Source organism: Burkholderia sp. Ac-20365 (genome assembly GCF_017104715.1).
In the GTDB taxonomy this organism is placed as follows: domain Bacteria; phylum Pseudomonadota; class Gammaproteobacteria; order Burkholderiales; family Burkholderiaceae; genus Paraburkholderia.
On the sequence record NZ_JAAGPI010000001.1, the window covers coordinates 83,292 to 103,650 of the forward strand.

Genomic DNA, 20,359 nt, shown 5'->3' on the forward strand with positions numbered 1-20,359 from the left:
GAGGATAGCCATGGCGATTGGCGGAAAGAAAATTACCAAATTGGATCGCGCGTCGATTTTGGTCGACGCCAGACATGCTCTTGACATGCCGTTGCGCCGCGCGTTTGGCAAACGGATGGTGACTTTGGGAGGGCTGTCGCTTTTGACAGGTTGCTCGATCACGGACGATGAATCAATTAACGGGTTCCTGGTTGCCGTTTCGCGCCTCAATGATCGCGCACAAGCGTTCCTATTCGATGCGGATCGACTTGCACCGACATACAACGAATCACAAATCACGCGGCCGTTCCCTTTCAATGCGTTCTACGGCGTTGACGATGTGCCCAATGTGAGTAGCGGCGACTATCGATTGAAGGTTGGAGGACTCGTGACAGGACAGCGTATCTGGACGCTTTCCGAATTGTACGCGTTACCGCATGCCGAGCAGATTACGCGTCATATCTGCGTGGAGGGATGGAGCGCAATCGGGCGGTGGGGCGGGACGCCGTTCTCGGGGTTCCTGCGCCGCATTGGTGCCGACACGACAGCGAAGTACGTCGGCTTCCGTTGTGCGGATGATTACTACGAGAGTATAGACATGGCCACTGCACTACACCCTCAGACGCTTCTAACGTTCGAATACGATGGCCAGCGTCTGCCGGCGAAGTACGGTTATCCCATGAAACTGAGAATGCCGACGAAGCTCGGATACAAGAATCCTAAGCACATCGTTGAGATGTTTGTGACCAACACCTATCCCGGTGGATATTGGGTTGACCAAGGATATAACTGGTTCGGCGGGTCCTGAATTCTACTTTTCTATGACGGTTCCGATCTCACCGGATTCCGTCGTTTAACTCACCAAGGAAATGCAAATGAAACGAGTAATGCCGGCTGTGTTTGCGATCACATTGACCATCAGTACATCGGCAGCTTTCGCTCAGGCAAGCGGCGCGATGGCAAACAACGCGATGTCTCATGATGCAATGGGAAAAAGCAATACGTCGCGGGACGCGATGGGCAAGGGGAGTATGGCGCACAGCTCCATGAAGAAGGGCGAAAAAATTAAGAAGGACGGCGCGATGGGTATGAGCCGCCCAGCGCCGGCACAGTAAGCGCGGGCAAATAGCGATACTGGGCGCATCGGTGCCCAGTATCGCTTTTGCGACGAACCGCGGTCGCTTCTGTTTGCGGGTGTCGTATCTGTTGGTCAAGATAAAGCGGTTGACGATAAGCAGTGAGTTTCCCCGTGAATGTGCAGATCGATTGACATGTCGAAGCGGATGATTCCAGCTGTTGCATTACTATATTGACTGGTTACGTCCCACGATAGTCAATACGGCCTATTGATCTACAGATGCAGGGACTATATTGGTAACGCAAGGGTGATTGTGATGAGCGGCGAAAATCGAATTGCCAGCATGCACAGTGTAGCGCTATGCAGCGCGATGCATTTAGATTGCCCGCGAGAAGCTCATTAAAGTCGCAGGAAAAGAGAGTATCAGGGGCAGCAGAAGCATGTCACTCATAAAGAGGAAAGCAGCATGAACCAATCTCCAGAGATCGGCGACAGGATCAACGACAAATCTGCACCGCCCGATGAGCAGGCCGTGCGTGACTGGATTGGACCAAAGTCGTTCAAGCATTGGATCGAACTACAGAACTGGATCGAGGCATCGTATCCGGGCGTTTTCGCGCCGGATTGGCTCTATGGTGGCAAGAAACGTGGTTGGTCACTACGCTACAAACAAACTAAGGCGTTCTGCACCCTGATCCCGTCATACAGGCTATTTTCGGTTCTGGTGGTGTTGGGACGAGCGGAACAGGCGAAATTCGATGAGCGACGCTATTCCTGGAGGCCGCAGTTGGTGAAGCTCTACGACGAAGCGCGGGCATACCATGACGGGAAGTGGTTGACGATCGCGATTTCATCCGCAGACGATCGGCGTGAACTGGTTGAGCTCGTGAGTATGAAGCGCCCCCCTGTAGCCGGTGGTTGAATGTCGTGGAACTAGTCGGATGGGGGAAGTTCGACATTCGCCTCCGCGGCCCGAAGCCGGAAGCGTCTGCTTGGTGATCGAGCGACAGCGTTCAATCGGTTTGCTTGGCGGATTTGAGTGGTAGCGTATGAACTGCAACGAACTTGTTCGTCGCGTCGAGGTGCGGATGAACAGGATCGTCGACGACCTGCCTCGCTGTTCAATGGATTTGCTGCGTTAGACGCGACACGCCGGTGCTCTCATAGCGGTATGGGGTCATCGGGGACGCTGCGCTGCCTGATTTCTCAGCTGGGCCGATCATTGAAAGTTCCCGACTGCAACCGCTACTGCGGCTCTCGGGTGCTCAACGCGAGCGCTTCGTATTCGGACCTCGCGAGATCGTGGATAAACATGACGAGTCTTTCACTTCTTCATGCTCGCCTCGTGGAGGATTCTGTCCCTACCTGACGTGCTGGGCGACGTCGATTCGATAGCTCGGCTTTGGCGATAAAACGAACCGGGTAGAGTCATTTCAATACCGTCAGGGGGCCGCAGTCGTCATCCGCCACGAAGGTCGCGAGAATCGAGGCCGGCTCCGTCGCACTTGCGTTCTCTGCGAACAAATGAACGGTGCCTGGCGGTTCGAACCAGGTCTGCCCAGCTGTGTACGTCTCAACAGGGAAGCCCTCGAGTTGGGAACGGAGCGTCCCCTTCAATACGAAAGCTGTGACAGAACCGGGATGGGTATGAGCCGGTGTATAGCCATTCGGAGGAAAGTCAACGCGCGCCAACGTGATCGATTTTCCCGGCACATTGGGAAGCTTCTGGCAACTCAACGGGGTGACGGTCGTGCGTGGTTTAGCTCCCGAGTCTGCACTGTCTGCTGCAGCACTTGAGTGCATCGCGTGGCCACCATTGCCGATTGAGTCTCCGACAATCGTTGGAACACGGTTGGCATGGATCGACAAAAGCGCACCCCCACCAATGATGCTTGCAGCAACGACGACGGTACTCGAGCGAAGTCGGGTGAAAGCCGATCCTTGCACATTGAAACCGAGAATGTTGCTGAGCCTCATAAGAACCTCCTGCAGTGATTGCGATAGTCGGTGGGAATCATGGCGGCTATCCGGCATGATTCACGTCTGGTCGAGAGGTACACTGAATCCTTCCGTCGTACCTGAGACTGCGCACGGTGGCTTCCGTACCCGGAAGCTACCGACTTCTGATTAAACGAAAACTGATAACACTGTTCAATGTTCCATTGGTATATGCATTCAATACCTTGACGAGGTTTGCGGCGCGACGTCGCCGATGGCGAGAACGAACAACGCAGTCTGACTGGTGGCGACTGACACCCGCGCGTCAAGTGTCATCGGATATGACGGGTCGCCGCGGATGGATTTTCGTTACGCGGTAACGTTTCCCTCAATTTTGCTTAAGGTCTTTATCAGAATTTAATGTGCAACCTGTTCCTCTGCCTGCCAGAGCGATAGCTCGGTGCATCACAGACACTGCATAGTCTCTGAGAAAATTTTGATGAAGTGAATGAATGCGGTAGTGAATGCAGCTTTGTTTGCGATATCCCCTCATAGGGGAGACTCGGCTGGGCGGGAAATCAGAGCAATGCCGTTGGGTTAAGGAGGTAGAGCGTGAGAGGTTGTTGGACACGCTGGGGGCAACTGTCGTATCCCACGCGTTCGGGTTGAGTTTGGCTCGCGCAGCGTTCGACTCGGATGATCAACCAATGGACGAGAATGTTACGCAGTTTGTGTCCGATGTAAGTGTGACGCTCTGCAATTTTATCTTTTTGCCTCTTATGAGAGGTTCGCGTGTGGCTGTGCCAGTGTTTGATCTCCGGTACAAGTTGCATACTCCACGACGTAGAGAATCCGGTTCATCTCACAATCCGCTCGGCTACCTTACGAAGGAACGGAGCGGCTGTCACGACAACGGGAAGCATCGTGAGCCATGAAATGCCCCATGAAGTTAGCCAATGAGGGACGAACATGCCACCCTTGATGAATGGGATGCTTGCGATGCCAGCTGCGATCGCACTGGTCAATCCCGATTGCAGGACGCCAAAGACAAAGTGGCTGTGACGAGACGAGATTTTGAGCATATGCATCACCTTTGATTTATGTTTGACGCCGCACATTTCCACGTCGTCGTATCAAGAGCCTTCACTTTAGCCCAGACTCATGCAAATGATCAGGTTAGACCGAATCAACTAAATGCTCATCCGTATCATTGAACAGAGATTTGCCTTCTGATTGCCTGATGTTGGGTTCGTCATGATATGACTAAACCCGAACTCCTACCTCCCCGTGCCGCGTAGAATTCAGTGTGTGAATCGTTACGCAGTAACGCCCGGAATATCGTGGTCAAACGAATAAATCATCAACTCATCGCGACCGCATCCCCTACAATATGAACTAGCTAGTACAAACAGTAAGAACGGTTGTGTTATGCCGGATTCTGCGGAGGCGTTCATCGGGTAAGCAGGCGAAGTCGCATCTGCCCATCCGGGAACTACGATAACTTCACTCAAATACGATCAATAATTGTGTGGCCGAAAGAAGATTGCCTGAGAGTGCCCGGTTGGGTCGAGTTGGTCAGCGAGCTTGAGTCGGGCAGAGATTGCCGTGGCCCACTGTCGCGGCGAAAGTCCATCGCGTAAAGATTAATCCGGAGCTCATGCAAGCGTGCTAAAACGGCTGGCTGGTGATTGTCCAGGTGTTTGATCGTCAGGTGGCGCTAGCAAAGTTGTGGGGTGATCCGGTCGAAACGGCGGGGCGCTCATCAATCGCATTTTGAGGCGCAGTTTTGCTGGCTTGTGATGCCGTAAATGCGTCGGATCAACGTCGATTGGATGAGCGGGAAGCGGACAGAGCCGACGGTGTAGTCATGCCGTCTGCGATATGGACGTTCTGACAGAATTCACAACTCCATGTTTTGCACGCTCTCGTCCACGTGAGCGGGCTGTACGCGCTTTGCCATTCTGACTTTATATATTCGATGAACTAGCGTGGCATTGCTGTCTCATCTTGATGCGCATCAAAACATGCACGATGCGCCTTGGAGATCAGGAGCGCTTGGTTCGCTGGTTCGTCGTTCGCTATATGGTTTTCCGGCTGCGCGACGGCTTCGTCGATCAATCGGAACCGATTTTTCCTTTCACTCTCGAGGCGGACGCCCGTTCCTGGTCGCGAGTTCAAGAAAGTGTTTTGAAATACTAATTGTGTACCCCCAATAAGAGTTTCCGTTTGGGGGCGTTATCCACTGCTGATGCCGGGCAAAAGGTTACACCTTATCTGGTCAGTCAAACGTTTGCGTTCTCCCTGTCATGAGCGGGTGAGGGGCGAGCGAACGGTGTGCTGGACGAATGAACACGCGAACGAGCGTAGCGATTGATCGGGTGTTCGCGTGTCGTATGAGAGGGTGGTTCGCCCTGTTTGGGCGGCCTTGAGCGTAACGAAATGCATAAGAAAGAGAAAACTGGGGAAACTCAACATGCGAAAAAATGGTAAGCATTCCGCATGGCGGGGTGCGGGCTTGTTGCTCCTTTTGTGGGGGCTCTTCCTGCTCTCTGCGGTGCATGCGCGAGCGGCCGTGAAGCTGCCGTCGAGCAATCACATCCGGGTCAATCTGGGTGCGACACCGTGGAAATACATCAAGGACGTCGACGATCCAAATTCGAAGTGTCCGACGGCGGGCGATTCGAGCGTCGGATGCGCGCCGTTCGATGACTCCAACTGGTCGTCGGTGGGCGTGCCGCAAACACCCGCCGACGACGATACATTCATCAACATAGAATCGGGCGGCGGACAAGGCCAGTTGACGGGTAACACCAACTGGTACCGCAAGCACTTCAAGCTCGATCCGTCGTACGGACCTGACCAGCTGAATCGAAAAATCCTGGTGGAGTTCGAGGGCGCGCATACGGGCGTGCAGGTCTACATCAACGGTCACTTCATTCCTGGCAACAGCCAGGTGCAGGCGAACGTGCAGGCGACGCACGTGATCGGCTTTATTCCGTTTATCGTCGATATCACGCCGTATGTGAAGTTCAAGGATGCGAACGGCCAACCGGTCGACAACGTGCTAGCGGTGAAGGTTTCCCGCGGCGACCGCTTTTTTCAGTCTCCCAGCTTCTCTGGCGCGTTCCGCTTTGGCCAAGACGATACGGGCCTGTTCCGGCCAGTGTGGATGCACATCACGGATCGCGTACATATTCCCGAGAACATCTACGCAGTTTTGAACACTTGGGGCACGTATGTGTCGACGGTTTCGGCGAACGACTCATCGGCAACGATCCTCGTGCAGACCAACGTGCTCAACGAATATTCTACGAACCAGCCGGTGAGCTTGACGACGCAGATCGTCGACGGATCGGGCACGATCGTCGCGAGCGCACAGGATTCGAAGACCATTCCCGCAAACAGCACGGGGCTGCTTACTCCGACACTGTTCAATCAGGTGTTGACGGTCAACAATCCGACGCTCTGGTATCCGAACAACAGCATTTACGGTCACCCGTACATGTACCGCGTGATTCACTCGGTCAGCGTGAACGGAGTCGTGGTCGACACGAAGGAGAGCCCGCTCGGCATCCGGACCATCACATGGGACAACAATTTCCCAATCATCAACGGTCATTCGCACTATCTTTGGGGCGCGTCGGGCCGTTATGACTATCCGGCGCTCGGTTCCGCTGTGCCGCCGAACCTGCAATGGCAGGATTTGTACTTGCTCGCGCAGGCGGGCGGTAGCTCGTATCGTCCGGGCCATTCGAGTCAGGGTCGCGAGTGGCTCGATGCCGCTGATGAATACGGAATCATGATGCTGCAACCGAGCGGCGACGGGGAGAACGGCTTCGGTGCAATTTGCTCGGGTGTAACGCAGCAAAATTGCGCGACACCAGACAATCTGACGCTGAAGGAAGAACTGCATCGCGATATGATCATCCACGATCGTAACCATCCCTCCGTGCTTGCATGGGAAGCGAACAACGGCAAGATGGACGAAGGCATCGCGAAGCAACTCAAGCAGATTTCGCGGCAGTGGGACTTCAACAATACGCGCGCGCAGGCTGACCGTACGCCGGACCCGGCCAATGGCGACGTCCTTGGCTGTAGCGGCCAGGGTTGCGATATCAATGTCAAGCGCACCAACCCGGGTACGCCGGCCTATGGATCGGAATACTGGGGCGACGGTGTGGGACGCTGGAAGTATGACTTCGAAATCCAGTTCGCAGCCTCGTACATCCGCGACTGGGTGCACAGCGTGGCTGGCAAGTCGTTCGGTATTGCGCACTGGTATCTCGCGGATACGCCGGGTGAAATCAACACGCAGACGGACGGTACGCTGAACAGCGAAGTGCGTTCGAACGGCGCGTCGATGATGGACTGGAATCGATTTCCGCGTTTGCTCTACTACATGTACGAAGCCGTCTGGACGCCCTATCAGATCAAGCCGGTGGTCAAGCTGGCGAACACCTGGAACCGCGTGGGTAACGTACGTGTAAATGCGTTCAGCAATTGCCCAACGGTGCAATTGCGCCTGAACGGCCAACTGGTCGGTGGGGCGCAGGCGCCGAATCCGGTTAACTCGGATCCTAACGCAGACGTTACCGAAAACACGGTGTTGTTACCGGGCCAGGTTCACTGGGACAACATTGCGTTCCAGCAGGGCACGCTAGTCGCGGAGTGTCTGAATTCAAACGGCCAGGTCGCGGCCACCAACTCGCTCGTAACGGCTGGTCCGGCGGATCACCTGTTGCTGACTGTCGACCCGCAGGTGACCAAGCCGGACGGTGACCAGTTTCAGCTGACGGCGAACGGCACAGATGCGGCCACGCTGACGGCGCAGGTCGTCGATGCGAACGGCAACCTTGTGCCCGACGCTGCCCAAACCTTGACGTTCAGCGTCAGTGGTCCTGGCACCTATCGCGGTGGCTCGGATCACTACGTAGTCGACAACCAGCCGCAGGGCTATCATGCGCCGCGCGATCCGAACCTGTCAGCGGAAGGCGGGATGGCGAAAGTCGCGGTCCGCACGCAGTTCACGACAGGGACCGTGAAGGTGACGGTCACGTCGCCGAATCTCGGTAGCGCTTCGGCCTCGTTCAACGTGGTGTCGGCAGTCGACGCACAGGCGTTCGAGGGCAACGCGACGGTCGTTGGCCAGCAGGTTCCAACATCGCCAGAAATCGTCACGCAACCAGCCGACCAGCTTGTGACAGTTGGCCAGACGGCCACGTTTACCGTGCTGACGGCCGGTAGTACGCCGATCGTCTATCAGTGGTTCAAGAATGGTCAGCAGATCGCCGGCGCGAATAGCTACACCTACACGACGCCGGCATTGCAACAGGGCGACAACGGTGCGACCTTCAGCGTAGTGGTCAGCAACACAATCGGCAATGCCCCGTCGCGCAACGCGGTGGTCACCCTGGTGCAACCGGCCGCGCCGGGGATCGTCACGCCTCCGTTCGCGCAGAACATCACTGAAGGTCAGAAAGCCGAATTCATGGTGGTGGCGTCGGGTTCGCCAGTACTGTCTTATCAGTGGCTGAAGAACAACGTGCCCATCGACGGCGCTAACGCGCCGAAATACGAGACGCCGGCGATGACGGTGGCGGACAGCGGTGCGCAGTACAGCGTGACCATCAGCAACAGCGCGGGCACCTTTACGACGCCGCCGGTGACTTTGACTGTTAGCGTCGCCACCGCGCCGAAGATCACACCCGATCTCTCCGATCAGAGCGTGCCGTTCGGTCAATCTGTGACGTTCAGCGTTAACGTTACGGGCTCGAATCCGCTCAGCTATCAGTGGACCCACAATGGTTTGCCGGTCGGGGAAAACTCACCGAGCTTTCTGATTTCGCAGGCGCAAGCCAGCGACGCGGGCACCTACGCGGTGACAGTCACCAATACCGCAGGTACGGCTGACAGCAAGGCCACGCTCACCGTCAGCGGCACCGACGCGTCCAATCTCGCACTCGGCGCTATCGCGAAGTCGAGCAGCGATCAGAACGGCGGCGTGGTTGCTGCTAATGCAATCGACGGTTCCATCAACACGCGATGGTCGTCAGCGCCGGAGATCGATCCGTCATGGCTGGAAGTGGACCTCGGCACTGTGAAGACCTTCGACAAGGTTGTGCTGGCGTGGGAAAACGCGTACGCGACTCAGTACGACATTCAGGTGTCGAACGATGAAAAAACCTGGAACACCGTGTTTCCGAACGGCCAACCCGATGGGGCCGGCAATACGATTAGCCCGGTCGACGGTACAGGCGGCACGGAGACGCGCTTCTTCTCGAGCACGTCGGCGCGCTACATCCGGATGTTGGGTCTGAAGCGCGGGACGCAGTATGGCTACTCGCTGTTCGAGTTTCAGGTGCTCGACGCACCGCAGTGCGGCGCTGACACTGAGCGGTATACACCGATTGCTGCACAGCCGGGTAACTGGCACTCGACGATTCCTGGCTTGCCGGACGGTCCGTTTATCCCGACCGTGAAGGACAACCTGAGCGGCCTTACGTGGCAGCAGACTTACACGACGTTCGCGGCAGACGGTGCCCAGTTCACGCAGGAGATCGCGAACCAGTATTGCAAATCGATCGGCATGCGAGTACCTACCCTAAATGAAGCGCTGACGGTGGCACGTTCGAACTATTCGTCGTGCGCATTCCCGTCTCCGTGGCGGACTTGGACGACGACTCCGGTTCCGGATCTCGCGAACAACGCGTGGCTCGTCGATTCGTCGGGCAAGTCGTGGCCAGGCATCGTCAACAACACGCCCGCTTGGGTGATGTGTGTGTCCGGCCCCGCGATTCCGGCCCCGGTGATCTCTGCATCTCCGGCGAGTTTGACGGCCAGCGAAGGCCAAAGCGTGACGTTCACGGTTGGTGTCACCGGTACCGGTCCGTTGAGCTTTGAGTGGAAGCGTAACGGTCAACTCGTCGCGATCACGACGATACCGTCGTACACGACGCCTGTCCTCACGGTCGCGGGCGACAACGGTACGGTCTACACCGTCGACGTCACCAATGCGGGCGGCACGAGCCCGAGCCAGCCGGCGACGCTGACTGTGGTCGCGGCCACTGCGGGTAATGGCGGCGATAACGGTGGTAACGGTGGTAACGGTGGTAACGGTGGTAACGGTGGAAATGGCGGCGACGGTGGAAATGGCGGTAACGGTGGCGGTACGACTCCACCGGCTCAAGGCCCGAGTGCGAACCTTGCGCTGGGTAAGCCGACAACGTCCAGCGGTAACGAGAACGATGGCTACGGTCCGGCCAATGCAACGGACGGCAGTACGAATTCCCGCTGGTCGTCGGCGTTCGCTGATCCGCAGTGGATCGAGGTCGATCTGGGCTCGATCCAGACAGTCGATCGAGTTGTGTTGCGCTGGGAGAATTCGTACGGGGTGGATTACAAGATCCAGACCTCGACGGATAACGCTATCTGGAACGACGCGGTAACCAAGACTGGCGACACGGGTGGCACTGAGGATCTGCGTTTCGGCTCACCAGTCCAGGCTCGCTATGTCCGCATGTTGGGGACGAAGCGTGCGACGCAGTACGGCTACTCGTTGTTCGAGTTCGAGGTGTACAACACCGCGAGCACGCCGCAGTTCCCGATCACGGCCACTTCGACGGGCAGCGGCGCGCTCTCGCCGGTGGGCAATACCTCGGTGTACCAGGGCGGCGTGCAGACGTACCAGTTTGTACCGGCCACAGGCTCGGCGGTGACGGGCGTGACGGTTGACGGGAGGGATATCGGCATCGTCAATCAGTACACGTTCGACAACGTGTTGGCGGCGCATACGATCAACGTCGTGTTCAACTCGGCTTCGGCCGCGGTGAACCTGGCGCACGGTGCGACGGCAACGGCGAGCGGTCTTGAGAACGACGGATATCCGGCGTCGAATGCAATCGACGGCAACGTCAACACGCGCTGGGCGTCGAATTTTGCCGATGATGCTTGGATCACGATCGACCTCGGTAAGGAGACGACGTTCAATCGTGTGGTGCTCAATTGGGAGAACGCGTACGGCAAGCAGTACGAGATTCAAACTTCACACGACAACATTGACTGGACGCATGTCGCCTACAACCAGAGCAACGGCAAGGGCGGTATCGAGGACCTTCCGCTCAATAACACGACAGCACGCTATATCCGTCTGCAAGGCAGGTTGCGCGCGACGGGCTACGGTTACTCGCTGTTCGAGTTCGCCGTTTATAACGACCCGGCATCAGCGAGGGCGACGATGAGCAAGGGTACTGGAAGCAGCACCCAGCCTTCGTAGGCGAGCAGTCGGATTCTGCGACAACCTGCCGCGCAGACAGTACTTGTCAGGCAAGACGGTCACTACGCGGTGGTGAAGTCGGATGTGGGGGCGTACGCGTAGTAGTGGCAACCTGGCGATCAACCGATCGCCAGAGCGACGAGTACGCCCGTTTCTGACACGACACGACATCGGCGGTCCTGCATACAGCTACCCGTTAGACGACGTGAGCAGTCAGAGCTCGACGGTGCAGGTGCCGGCTCCGGAACACATGTGTCTGGTGTCGGTTGCCGATGCTGCGGCACTGATGGCGTCGCAGGACGTGCGATGTAACCAGGGCGCCCGCAGTACGGGCGCCCCCTAATTTTTTTCAGATGAGTGATCGATGAGTAACGTGACGGCTGTCCGATTTATGGATAAGCGCAATGAGCGGCTCGTATCGCGGTCCCACGCGAAGGGTTTCACGCTGCTCGAATTGCTGGTGGTGCTCGTCATCATCGGGATGCTGGCGGCGATCGTCGGGCCGCGTTATTTCGCGCAACTAGGCAAGTCACAGGTGACGGTGGCCCGTGCGCAGATCGACGTGCTGAGCAAGTCTATCGACAATTTCCGGCTCGATGTCGGCCGGTTTCCGACGGCCGAGGAAGGACTTCAGTCGCTGGTGGTGCGGCCGGCCAGCGTGGACAAGTGGAACGGCCCGTATCTGAAGAAGGAACTTCCGCTCGATCCATGGGGGCATCCGTACGTCTACCAGGTGCCAGGCACCAAGGGCGACTACGCGGTGATTTCGTACGGTCGCGATGGCCAGCCGGGCGGCGCGGGCGAGGATGTCGACATCAGCAGCGAATGAGGTTTCACAGGTCCGCCGCTGGCGGACTCTGTATGGCAATGCGCCCACGACGGACGCATCGCCATGTAGCAAGCAATAGCGAACCCAAGGTAACGCGGCACCATGCAATTTGAAGTAAGAGCAGTCTCGCCAGAGAACAGGATCATTACCCTCGTCGTCGACGCGCAGGACGAGGCAGGCGCACGTGCGCACACCGAGGTCCGTGGCCTTCACGTGACCCGTGTGGTGCCAGTGCGAGCGTTGCGCCGGCCAGCGGGCTCGCGCGGCAGGATCTCGCTGGTACTGTTCAGCCAGGAACTGCTCGCGCTGCTGAAGGCGGGTCTGTCGATTGTCGAAGGGCTTGAAGCTCTGCTCGAACGTGAGGGCGGTGCGCGACTAGGTGGCGTACTCGGGCGCCTGCTTGCCGGTCTGCGGGAGGGTAAGCGCTTCTCGAGCCTGCTCGGCGAGCAGCCCGATGTGTTTCCACCACTCTATGTGGGCATCGTGCGTGCGGCCGAAGGCACGAGCGACCTGCCGCGGGCACTGCAACGGTATGTCGATTACCAGGAGCGCATCGACACGGTCCGCAACAAGCTCATTAGCTCGGCGATCTATCCGAGCATCCTGCTGGTAGTTGGCGGTGGCGTGTCGGCGTTCCTGATCACGTACGTGGTGCCGCGCTTTGCGACCATCTACGAAGACACCGGCCGCGCATTGCCGTGGATGTCGCAAATGTTGCTGGACTGGGGCAAGTTCGCGGCGGCTCACGGTTTGCTGTTGCTTCTCGCCGGGCTTGGCATTGTGTCAGTGCTGATCATGGGTACGCGCGCTGCGATTGCACGGGCCGGCCTCGTCAGCCTGCTCGCGCGGATTCCGCTGCTCGGTACGCATTTGCGGATTTATCAGCTATCCAGACTGTATCTGACGCTCGGGATGCTGCTCGAAGGCGGCATTCCGATCGTCGCTGCGATGGAGACGGCCGGCGGCACGGTCTCGCCATCAATGCGAGATGGGCTGCTGAAGGCGCGCGCGTCGGTCACGTCAGGTGAGCCGCTTTCCGCCGCGTTTCTGGCGCAGAACCTGATCACACCAATTTCGCTGCGGATGCTGCGGGTGGGCGAACGTTCTGGCGAACTCGGCGCAATGCTGACCCAGTCGGCCGCGTTCTACGACGGTGAAATTAGCCGCTGGATCGACCGCTTCACGCGGATGTTCGAGCCTCTGCTGATGGCGGCGATCGGCGTCGTGGTCGGCACGATCGTCGTCCTGCTCTATATGCCGATTTTCGATCTCGCGGGGAGCCTGTCATGAGCGTGCCGGATGTACACGCCGCTGTGCCTGCGGTGGTGCTCACGCCTCTGTTCGACGCGGATGTCCTGTTTCGTGCTCGTGCGGCGGCGGCGGCCACACAGCGTCATCTCATCGAGGAGTTACAGGCGCTGACCGGCGCTGAGCCGTTCGAACTGCTGCGCGCGCTGGCGACGCAGCTCACAATGCCGGTGATCGAAACGGCTGGGATGCTCGCGCTCGCGCCGGCGTTCGACCGCGTCCCGCTGTCGCGTGCGATGCAGCGCCGTTGCGCGTTGCTGCGCGAAGCGGACGCCGTGCTCGTCGGCGTCGTCACGAACCCATTCGATCTCGATCTGCAGACGTGGCTCACGGCGCAGGCCGGCGCGGTCGTCGAAATACGGCTTGCGTTGCACGGCGATCTGCTGGCTTATCACACCCGCATGGAGGAAACGACTCGCGCGGTCGACAGCCTCGTGTCCGTGGACGACGGCACGCACGTAGACGGACGCACAGCGCAAGTGCTGTCATTCCAGACGGTCAACGAGGCCGCGAGCCCTGCAGTCAAGCTTGTGAACTCGACGCTTTATGATGCGCTGAAGGCCGGCGCATCCGACATTCATCTGGAAAGTACGTCGACAGGGCTTGCGTTGAAGTATCGCGTCGACGGCGTGCTCGATGCGGCTGCGACGATCCAGGGCGTTGAAACGGCCGAGCAGGTGATCTCGCGACTCAAGGTGCTTGCGGAACTCGACATTGCCGAGCGGCGCGTGCCGCAGGACGGTAGCTTTCGCGTCGCGGCGGGCGGCCGCGATATCGACCTGCGCGTGTCGATCATGCCGAGCATTCATGGCGAGGACGCAGTGATCCGGATTCTCGACAAGCGCGCGATGATCGAGGCCTACGGCTCGCTGACCCTTGAGGCGCTCGGCTATGACAGCGAATCGCTGGTTGCTCTGCGCGCGCTGGCCGAGGAGCCATATGGAATGCTGCTCGTGACCGGCCCGACGGGTTCTGGAAAAACCACCACGCTGTACGCTGCGTTGACCGAAATTCACAACGGCCGCGACAAGATCATCACGATCGAGGACCCGGTCGAATATCAACTGCCCGGTATTCTGCAGATTCCCGTCAATGAGAAAAAAGGGCTGACATTTGCGCGCGGTCTGCGCTCGATCTTGCGGCACGACCCGGACAAGATCATGGTCGGCGAGATTCGCGATCGCGAGACCGCTGAGATCGCAGTGCAATCCGCGTTGACCGGGCACCTTGTGTTGACAACCGTTCACGCGAACAACGTGTTCGACGTATTCGGCCGCTTCGGTCATATGGGCATCGATCCGTATGCGTTTGTGTCTGCGTTGAACGGGATCTGGGCGCAGCGTCTGCTGCGTGTGAACTGTCCGCGTTGCGCGGCGCCAAATGTGCCGACCGACTCTGAGCTTGCGCGTTTGGGCCTGACAAGAGAGGACGTCGCCGATTATGTGTTTCGTCAAGGCATCGGTTGCGGCGACTGTCGCGGCACCGGCTATCGTGGCCGTCGCGCGATCGCTGAAATCTTGATTCTTGACGACGAAATTCGCGATCTGGTGGTCGAAAAGCAGCCGATTCGCGTGATCAAGAATGTTGCGCGCCGTAACGGCACGCGGCAGTTGCGCGAGGTCGCGCTCGGTCTCGTGAAGCTCGGCGAGACGACGCTGGCCGAAGTGAAGCGGGTGACTCTCAATGCTTGATCGCTGGTTGAAACGGGTTGTGCGGCGTGGCTACTGCCGGCTGACGCTGTCACGCAACGCGCTGACGGTGGGGCGCGTCGGTGCATCGCGGAAGGCGCCAGGGTTACTTGTCGAACGATCGATACCGGCTGGCGCTGACGCGTCGTCGGAGACGCTCGCGGCGTGGATAGCCGCCGCGCTTGACGAGTCGGGCAGCAACGGCTTGCCGGTACACGTGACGTTCGCCGACGAACTGGTCCGCTACTTTATCGTCACGCCAGCCGACAACAGCGTGCGGATTCAGGACTTGCGCGCGGCTGCGGGCGTGCGCTTCCTGACACTCTTTGGCGAAGATCCAGCCGATTGGCAATTCGTCGCTGACTGGAAGGCGGCCGAACCGTTCCTCGCATGCGCCGTGTCGCGTCACTGGCTGGACGGGATGCAGCAGGCCGTTTCGGCCGGGCGTGGTTGTGTCGTGTCGGCGGTGCCGGAATTCGTCGCCGCGTGGAATCGCTCCTGCCGCGACCTCGGCGGCGACACGTGGCTCGCGACGTGCGACGAACACTCGTTGACGTTAGGTCTGGTCACGGTTGATCCACGTCCGAGGATAGCGGCGGTCCGCACGGTCGCTCTGCCTGATCCGGTGCCGTCCATCGCATGGCTGCGTGCGCGGGTATCGCGCACAGCGCTGCTCGACAATCTGTCACCGCCATCGACCCTGCTACTGCACGGCCGACGCTGCGACGCGTGGCTACAGGGCGCGATCGACAGTTCCGATGCAGCGATGACTGTGCGCTGGGTTGAACCCGCTGATCGCGCAACGCCGGGTGCAAACAACGCCGTTGTGGAGCCGGCCACATCATTGGCGTGGAGCGGCACTACGCAATGAGAAGGTTATCCATCGAACTCGCACCGTTCAGTATGCGGCGCGAGTGGTACCGGATTCGTCCGTCCGTGCGCCTGCTCGCGCTGGCCGGTGCGCTGCTGTGCACCGTTGGCGCATATCGGGCGCAGACGGTGCTCGTGCATTTGCACGCGCTCGAGCGCGAATCCACACAGATCGTCGATCGTAACGAGCGCGCCGCGCATGCGTCGCAACGTGTGCATAGCGAACCGATCGACGTGAAACAGGCTGCGGCCGTCAATCTCGCCGTCGCGCGACTGAACCTGCCGTGGGACAACCTGCTCGATGCAGTCGAGGCCGCGACGCCAACGCAAATCGCGCTGATGTCGATCACGCCAGAACCGGGCCGTGCGCTCATCCGCATCGAGGCCGAGTGCGCGAGCAGCAAGGACATGCTCGATTACCTCAGCTCGCTCGGCCGGCAACCGATTCTGGGACGCGTGACGCTGACCCGGCACGAACTCGTGAAAGACGGCATGGATAACGTGCTCCGGTTTCAGGTCGAAGTGCAGTGGCGGGGGACGGTATCGTGATGATGCGGTCTGTTATCCGAAGCTTGCTGCGGCTTCGTCTCGCGCTTTCAGGGTTCGCCGTAGGCACGCTGCTGGCGGTGGCGTTACTCGCCTCCGCGGCGGTATTGTGGCTTGGGGTGCTGCCCGGCATGTCGGCGCGCGTCGCCGCCGAAACTCGCTCGGTGAGTCGGTTGCGCGCAGTTCCGGTGCCGAAGCCAGTCGTGCCAGCGTCCGTGCTGGCAGCCGGCCGGCTCGCGGATTTTTACGCTGGACTCGGCGATTCCGCGCATACCGGCGAGATCGTGATGCGACTATTCGATGCCGCCGCCGCCGCGGGCGTCACGCTTGACAAGGCTGAGTACAAGCCAGGACACGATGCATCCGGTCGCTTCGACACGTACACGATTGCAATGCCCATCAAGGGCGATTACGCGCGCTTGCGGCAGTTCAGCGAGAAGGTGCTGGTGATGGTGCCGTACGCGGCGCTCGACGACATGCGATTCAAGCGCAGTTCGGCAAACGATCCAGGCGTCGAAGCGAATCTGCGGTTCACGGTTTTTCTGCGTCCGGTGACGATCGCGCCCGTGAGTGCAGCGGCTGTGGCAGCCGCCGCAGCGTCGATCACCGCAGTTTCTGCTTCTGACGCTTCGGCGATCGTGGCCTCGGGAGTTTCTGGGGCTGTGGGTGTTTCTTCAGGGATGTCTGTGGCCTCATCTGCAATTCCCGGCTCGGCGCCAACGTCCGTCAAGCCGAAGGAGCCCGTCGCGTCGAAGGGGATCGCACGATGAAACGTCAGCGCATCTTGATGGCCGTGCTGTTTGTTTCCTGTACGTTGGTGCTCGCATTCAGCAGCCATTCGCAGGACGACGCTATCGTCGAAGCCGCGCCGCACACGCCCGCCACGCCGTCGAGGCCTGCATCTATCGCGCCGCGAGCCACCCACGGCACGACCGGCGGCGTCGCGATCGCATCGGTTCGCGTGCGGGAGGATCATTCGGGTTCCGGTACGCATTCGCTGTTCAGCACACGGATGCTCGCGCCGCCGCTGCCATCCGCTGCGCCTCCGCAGGCTGAGGTGCCGCCGCTGCCGAGCACGCCGCCGATGCCCTTCACCTACATCGGCAAGCAGCAGTCGGCGGGGCATTGGGAGGTCTATCTCGCGCACGGCGACGACACGCTGATCGTGCATGACCAGATGCTGATCGACGGCGATTACCGGGTCGATTCGATCGCCCCGCCAAACATGACTCTCGTCTATCTGCCGCTAAAACTTGTTCAGACGCTGGACATCGGCAATGCCGACTGATCCGCCGGTTACCAGGAATGAACCGTTGCTCAAGCCACTCCCGATTCAAAATCCAACACCCACGATGAGCGCCATCGCGATACACCATTTGCGACGCGGCATGCTGCTCGTTGCGCTGACAGTTCCGCTGGCGGCATGCGTAGACCCGCAATCCTATCGTGACGGGCGGAAACTGCTCGCTGCTGGTCAGGTCGATCAGGGCGTCGCCAAGCTGAAAGACGCTTCAATGCAGGAGCCGCAGGACGCGAAGTACCGCGAGGTCTGGCTCGCGGAGCGCGAAAAGCAAATCAACGATCTGATGGGTCAGGGTGACCAGCTTGCGGCAAGCGTTGCCCGCGATGCAGCACGCGCGGCGTATCAGCACGTGCTCGCGATCAGCCCCGGCAACGAACGTGCGATAGCCGGGCTCGCCGCGCTCGACACTGACGCTCGGCTCAATATCATGCTGAGCCGCGCCGAGGCGCTTTTCGTGCGCCACCAGCCCGACGATGCGCGGCATTTGCTCGACGCCGTGCTGACCGAAGCGCCGACCAACCGCCGCGCACTCGAACTGCAGCGTAAGCTTGCTGCCGACTCGGGCTCCGCGCGCGTCGAGGCTGCGCTTGCCGCCGCATACCGCAAACCCATTCGTATCGATTTTCGCGATGCACCGCTTAAGCAGGTTTTCGACGTGATCTCACGTTCGTCCGGGATGAACTTTCTGTTTGACCGCGACGTGAAGACTGATCAGCGCACCACAATCTTCCTGAAGAACAGCACGATCGACGCGACAGTTCGCTACGTGCTCGCGACCAACCAGCTTGCGCAGCAGGTACTCGACGAGAACACGGTGCTGATTTACCCAAACACGGCTCCGAAGGTGAAGGACTACCAGGAGCTCGCAGTTCGCACGTTCTTCCTGTCGAACACCGACGCGAAGACGATCGCGAACACGTTGAAGACGATATTGAAGATCCAGAACGTCATCGCCGATGAGAAGCTCAACGTGGTGATCGTGCGTGATAGTCCCGACGCAATCCGGATGGCTGAGCGGCTCGTGTCGCTTGAGGACGTGCCGGAACCGGAGGTGATGCTCGAAGTGGAAGTGCTCGAGGTGCAGCGGAACCACGAGCTTAATCTCGGCATTGCGTGGCCGGCTTCGGTCAATGTAACGCCGCTGCCGATCGGTAGCGTGATCGCGCCCGTGACGGGCCAGCCTGCCACCAACACCGGCGCTTCGTCGTCGTATCCATACGGCTATGGCGGAACCGGCATGTCCAGCAGCAACGGCTCGACACCGGCGCTGACGCTGCACGATCTGCTACACCAGACTGCGCGCACCATCGGTCTGTCTTCATTGCAGGCGACCGCCAATGCGAACGTGCAGGATTCCGATGTCAAGCTGCTGACCAATCCGCGAATTCGCGTACGCAATCATGAGAAGGCGAAGATCCTGATCGGCGAGCGTGTGCCGAATATCACGTCTACAGCAACTTCGACCGGCTTCCTGTCGCAATCGGTCAACTATCTCGACATCGGTTTGACGCTAAACGTCGAGCCGACGGTCTATCTTGACGACACGGTCGGCATCAAGCTCGCTCTGGAAGTCAGCAGCCTCGGCAACTCGGTGACCACCACCACAGGGACGGCCGCGTATCAGATCGGCACACGTTCGGCCAGCACGGTGCTCCAACTGAAGAACGGGGAGACCGATGTGCTCGCGGGTTTGATCGACAACGAGGAGCGAGTGTCGGGCAACAAGCTGCCCGGCATCGGCCAATTGCCTATTCTCGACCACCTGTTCGGCGCAACCGACTCCCAGGCGAAAAACACCGAGATCGTGCTCGCGATCACCCCGCATCTGGTCCGTAACGTCCGCCGACCCGATGCCGATCTCGCGTACTTTACGTCAGGCACCGAGACGAACATGCGCAGCATGATCCAGTCGAACGGGCTGGCTTTGCCCGCCGCGTCGTCCTCGGCAGGGGCGGCGTCGAGTGGCAGCGGCAATGGGACACGTTTCGGTGCGGGTGTACAGCCGAACAACACGAACGGCGCCTCAGGTGCGGGCGTAGGAGCGGGCGCGTATAACGGCTCCGGCGCCGGTGCGTATAACGGCGGCGATGGTCTGTTCGCACCGGGCGCGCCGCCCGTGGCCGGTACGGCACAGATGACGATCGAGGGGCCACCGCAAGCCAAGACCGGCGACTCGGTGACCGTGTCGCTGTCGATGTCGGCCGATCAACCAGTCGCGAGCGCATCGTCGATCGTCAGTTTCGATGCGACGAAACTGCAGTTCGTCGGCGTGACGGAAGGCGACTTCCTGAAACAGGGCGGCGCGCCGACTTCGTTTTCGAGCCGGGTGGGTCCAGGCCAGGTGCAGTTGTCCGATTCGGTGCAGGGCGGGATGGGGGCCGGGTCGAAGGGGGCTTACGCCGTGCTGAGCTTCCGCGCGGTGGCGGCAGTCTCGCAGACCTCGGTCAAGATCACGCCTGGATCTGTCGTGGGCTTAACCGGCACGCCGATTACGCTTGCGCCCCCGTCGGCATATACGTTCACGATCATCGCAACACCATGATGCGTG

At 59.5% G+C, this 20,359-nt stretch carries 14 protein-coding genes and 1 pseudogene; 13 read left to right on the forward strand and 2 right to left on the reverse strand.

Going from position 1 to position 20,359, the window contains the following annotated elements; all coding sequences use genetic code 11:
- The first annotated feature begins 10 nt into the window (after nt 1-10).
- The 4 genes and pseudogenes from G3O01_RS00345 to G3O01_RS45080 all read left to right on the forward strand — a co-directional run.
- The gene (locus G3O01_RS00345; protein WP_205802453.1) at nt 11-787 is read left to right on the forward strand and encodes a molybdopterin-dependent oxidoreductase; all 777 of its coding nucleotides are present in this window, start codon (nt 11-13) and stop codon (nt 785-787) included.
- A 67-nt stretch (nt 788-854) separates the two neighbouring features.
- Nucleotides 855-1,094 (forward strand): pentapeptide MXKDX repeat protein, encoded by a 240-nt coding sequence (locus tag G3O01_RS00350; RefSeq protein ID WP_205802454.1) that lies wholly within the window; start codon nt 855-857, stop codon nt 1,092-1,094.
- Nucleotides 1,095-1,523: 429 nt separating this feature from the next.
- A complete protein-coding gene (locus tag G3O01_RS00355) occupies nt 1,524-1,979 on the forward strand; it encodes a DUF3788 domain-containing protein (protein WP_205802455.1) in 456 nt (151 codons plus the stop codon).
- Nucleotides 1,980-2,007: 28 nt separating this feature from the next.
- Nucleotides 2,008-2,172: pseudogene (locus G3O01_RS45080) on the forward strand (3-hydroxyanthranilate 3,4-dioxygenase); the annotation flags it as partial.
- A 313-nt stretch (nt 2,173-2,485) separates the two neighbouring features.
- Here the strand turns inward: G3O01_RS45080 and G3O01_RS00360 are convergent.
- Nucleotides 2,486-3,034 carry a cupin domain-containing protein gene (locus tag G3O01_RS00360; protein WP_205802456.1) on the reverse strand — a complete coding sequence of 183 codons (549 nt, stop codon included), beginning with the start codon at nt 3,032-3,034 and terminating at the stop codon, nt 2,486-2,488.
- 818 nt (nt 3,035-3,852) lie between these two features.
- Nucleotides 3,853-4,113, reverse strand: a complete 261-nt coding sequence (locus tag G3O01_RS00365; protein WP_346779133.1) for a DUF2798 domain-containing protein — start codon at nt 4,111-4,113, stop codon at nt 3,853-3,855.
- A 1,355-nt stretch (nt 4,114-5,468) separates the two neighbouring features.
- Here G3O01_RS00365 and G3O01_RS00370 point away from each other — a divergent pair.
- From G3O01_RS00370 to G3O01_RS00410, 9 genes are all read left to right on the forward strand, one after another.
- Nucleotides 5,469-11,267 (forward strand): discoidin domain-containing protein, encoded by a 5,799-nt coding sequence (locus G3O01_RS00370; protein WP_205802458.1) that lies wholly within the window; start codon nt 5,469-5,471, stop codon nt 11,265-11,267.
- 391 nt (nt 11,268-11,658) lie between these two features.
- A complete protein-coding gene (gene gspG / locus G3O01_RS00375) occupies nt 11,659-12,096 on the forward strand; it encodes a type II secretion system major pseudopilin GspG (protein ID WP_205802459.1) in 438 nt (145 codons plus the stop codon).
- Between the two features lie 102 nt (nt 12,097-12,198).
- A complete protein-coding gene (locus G3O01_RS00380) occupies nt 12,199-13,386 on the forward strand; it encodes a type II secretion system F family protein (protein ID WP_205802460.1) in 1,188 nt (395 codons plus the stop codon).
- Nucleotides 13,383-15,095, forward strand: coding sequence for a GspE/PulE family protein (locus tag G3O01_RS00385; protein ID WP_205802461.1), 1,713 nt, complete (start codon nt 13,383-13,385; stop codon nt 15,093-15,095). Before G3O01_RS00380 ends, G3O01_RS00385 begins: the two co-directional genes overlap by 4 nt.
- Entirely contained in the window at nt 15,088-15,963 is an 876-nt protein-coding gene (locus G3O01_RS00390) for a hypothetical protein (protein WP_205802462.1), read from the forward strand. The genes G3O01_RS00385 and G3O01_RS00390 overlap by 8 nt, the downstream gene beginning before the upstream one ends.
- On the forward strand, nt 15,960-16,511 hold the full coding sequence (locus G3O01_RS00395) for a pilus assembly protein (protein WP_205802463.1): 552 nt from the start codon (nt 15,960-15,962) through the stop codon (nt 16,509-16,511). Before G3O01_RS00390 ends, G3O01_RS00395 begins: the two co-directional genes overlap by 4 nt.
- Complete coding sequence (locus tag G3O01_RS00400; protein WP_205802464.1) at nt 16,511-17,278, forward strand: hypothetical protein; 768 nt, start codon at nt 16,511-16,513, stop codon at nt 17,276-17,278. The genes G3O01_RS00395 and G3O01_RS00400 overlap by 1 nt, the downstream gene beginning before the upstream one ends.
- Nucleotides 17,275-17,796 carry a hypothetical protein gene (locus G3O01_RS00405; protein ID WP_205802465.1) on the forward strand — a complete coding sequence of 174 codons (522 nt, stop codon included), beginning with the start codon at nt 17,275-17,277 and terminating at the stop codon, nt 17,794-17,796. Before G3O01_RS00400 ends, G3O01_RS00405 begins: the two co-directional genes overlap by 4 nt.
- A gap of 64 nt (nt 17,797-17,860) precedes the next feature.
- A complete protein-coding gene (locus G3O01_RS00410; RefSeq protein WP_205802466.1) occupies nt 17,861-20,353 on the forward strand; it encodes a secretin N-terminal domain-containing protein in 2,493 nt (830 codons plus the stop codon).
- The last annotated feature ends 6 nt before the right edge of the window (nt 20,354-20,359 follow it).

Excerpts from the sequence above, each read along its gene's own strand:
- G3O01_RS00345 (WP_205802453.1), top strand. The coding sequence starts at position 11 with ATGGCGATTGGCGGAAAGAAAATTACCAAATTGGATCGCGCGTCGATT.
- G3O01_RS00350 (WP_205802454.1), top strand. The coding sequence starts at position 855 with ATGAAACGAGTAATGCCGGCTGTGTTTGCGATCACATTGACCATCAGT.
- G3O01_RS00355 (WP_205802455.1), top strand. The coding sequence starts at position 1,524 with ATGAACCAATCTCCAGAGATCGGCGACAGGATCAACGACAAATCTGCA.
- G3O01_RS00360 (WP_205802456.1), bottom strand. The coding sequence starts at position 3,034 with ATGAGGCTCAGCAACATTCTCGGTTTCAATGTGCAAGGATCGGCTTTC.
- G3O01_RS00365 (WP_346779133.1), bottom strand. The coding sequence starts at position 4,113 with ATGTGCGGCGTCAAACATAAATCAAAGGTGATGCATATGCTCAAAATC.
- G3O01_RS00370 (WP_205802458.1), top strand. The coding sequence starts at position 5,469 with ATGCGAAAAAATGGTAAGCATTCCGCATGGCGGGGTGCGGGCTTGTTG.
- gspG (WP_205802459.1), top strand. The coding sequence starts at position 11,659 with ATGGATAAGCGCAATGAGCGGCTCGTATCGCGGTCCCACGCGAAGGGT.
- G3O01_RS00380 (WP_205802460.1), top strand. The coding sequence starts at position 12,199 with ATGCAATTTGAAGTAAGAGCAGTCTCGCCAGAGAACAGGATCATTACC.
- G3O01_RS00385 (WP_205802461.1), top strand. The coding sequence starts at position 13,383 with ATGAGCGTGCCGGATGTACACGCCGCTGTGCCTGCGGTGGTGCTCACG.
- G3O01_RS00390 (WP_205802462.1), top strand. The coding sequence starts at position 15,088 with ATGCTTGATCGCTGGTTGAAACGGGTTGTGCGGCGTGGCTACTGCCGG.
- G3O01_RS00395 (WP_205802463.1), top strand. The coding sequence starts at position 15,960 with ATGAGAAGGTTATCCATCGAACTCGCACCGTTCAGTATGCGGCGCGAG.
- G3O01_RS00400 (WP_205802464.1), top strand. The coding sequence starts at position 16,511 with ATGATGCGGTCTGTTATCCGAAGCTTGCTGCGGCTTCGTCTCGCGCTT.
- G3O01_RS00405 (WP_205802465.1), top strand. The coding sequence starts at position 17,275 with ATGAAACGTCAGCGCATCTTGATGGCCGTGCTGTTTGTTTCCTGTACG.
- G3O01_RS00410 (WP_205802466.1), top strand. The coding sequence starts at position 17,861 with ATGAGCGCCATCGCGATACACCATTTGCGACGCGGCATGCTGCTCGTT.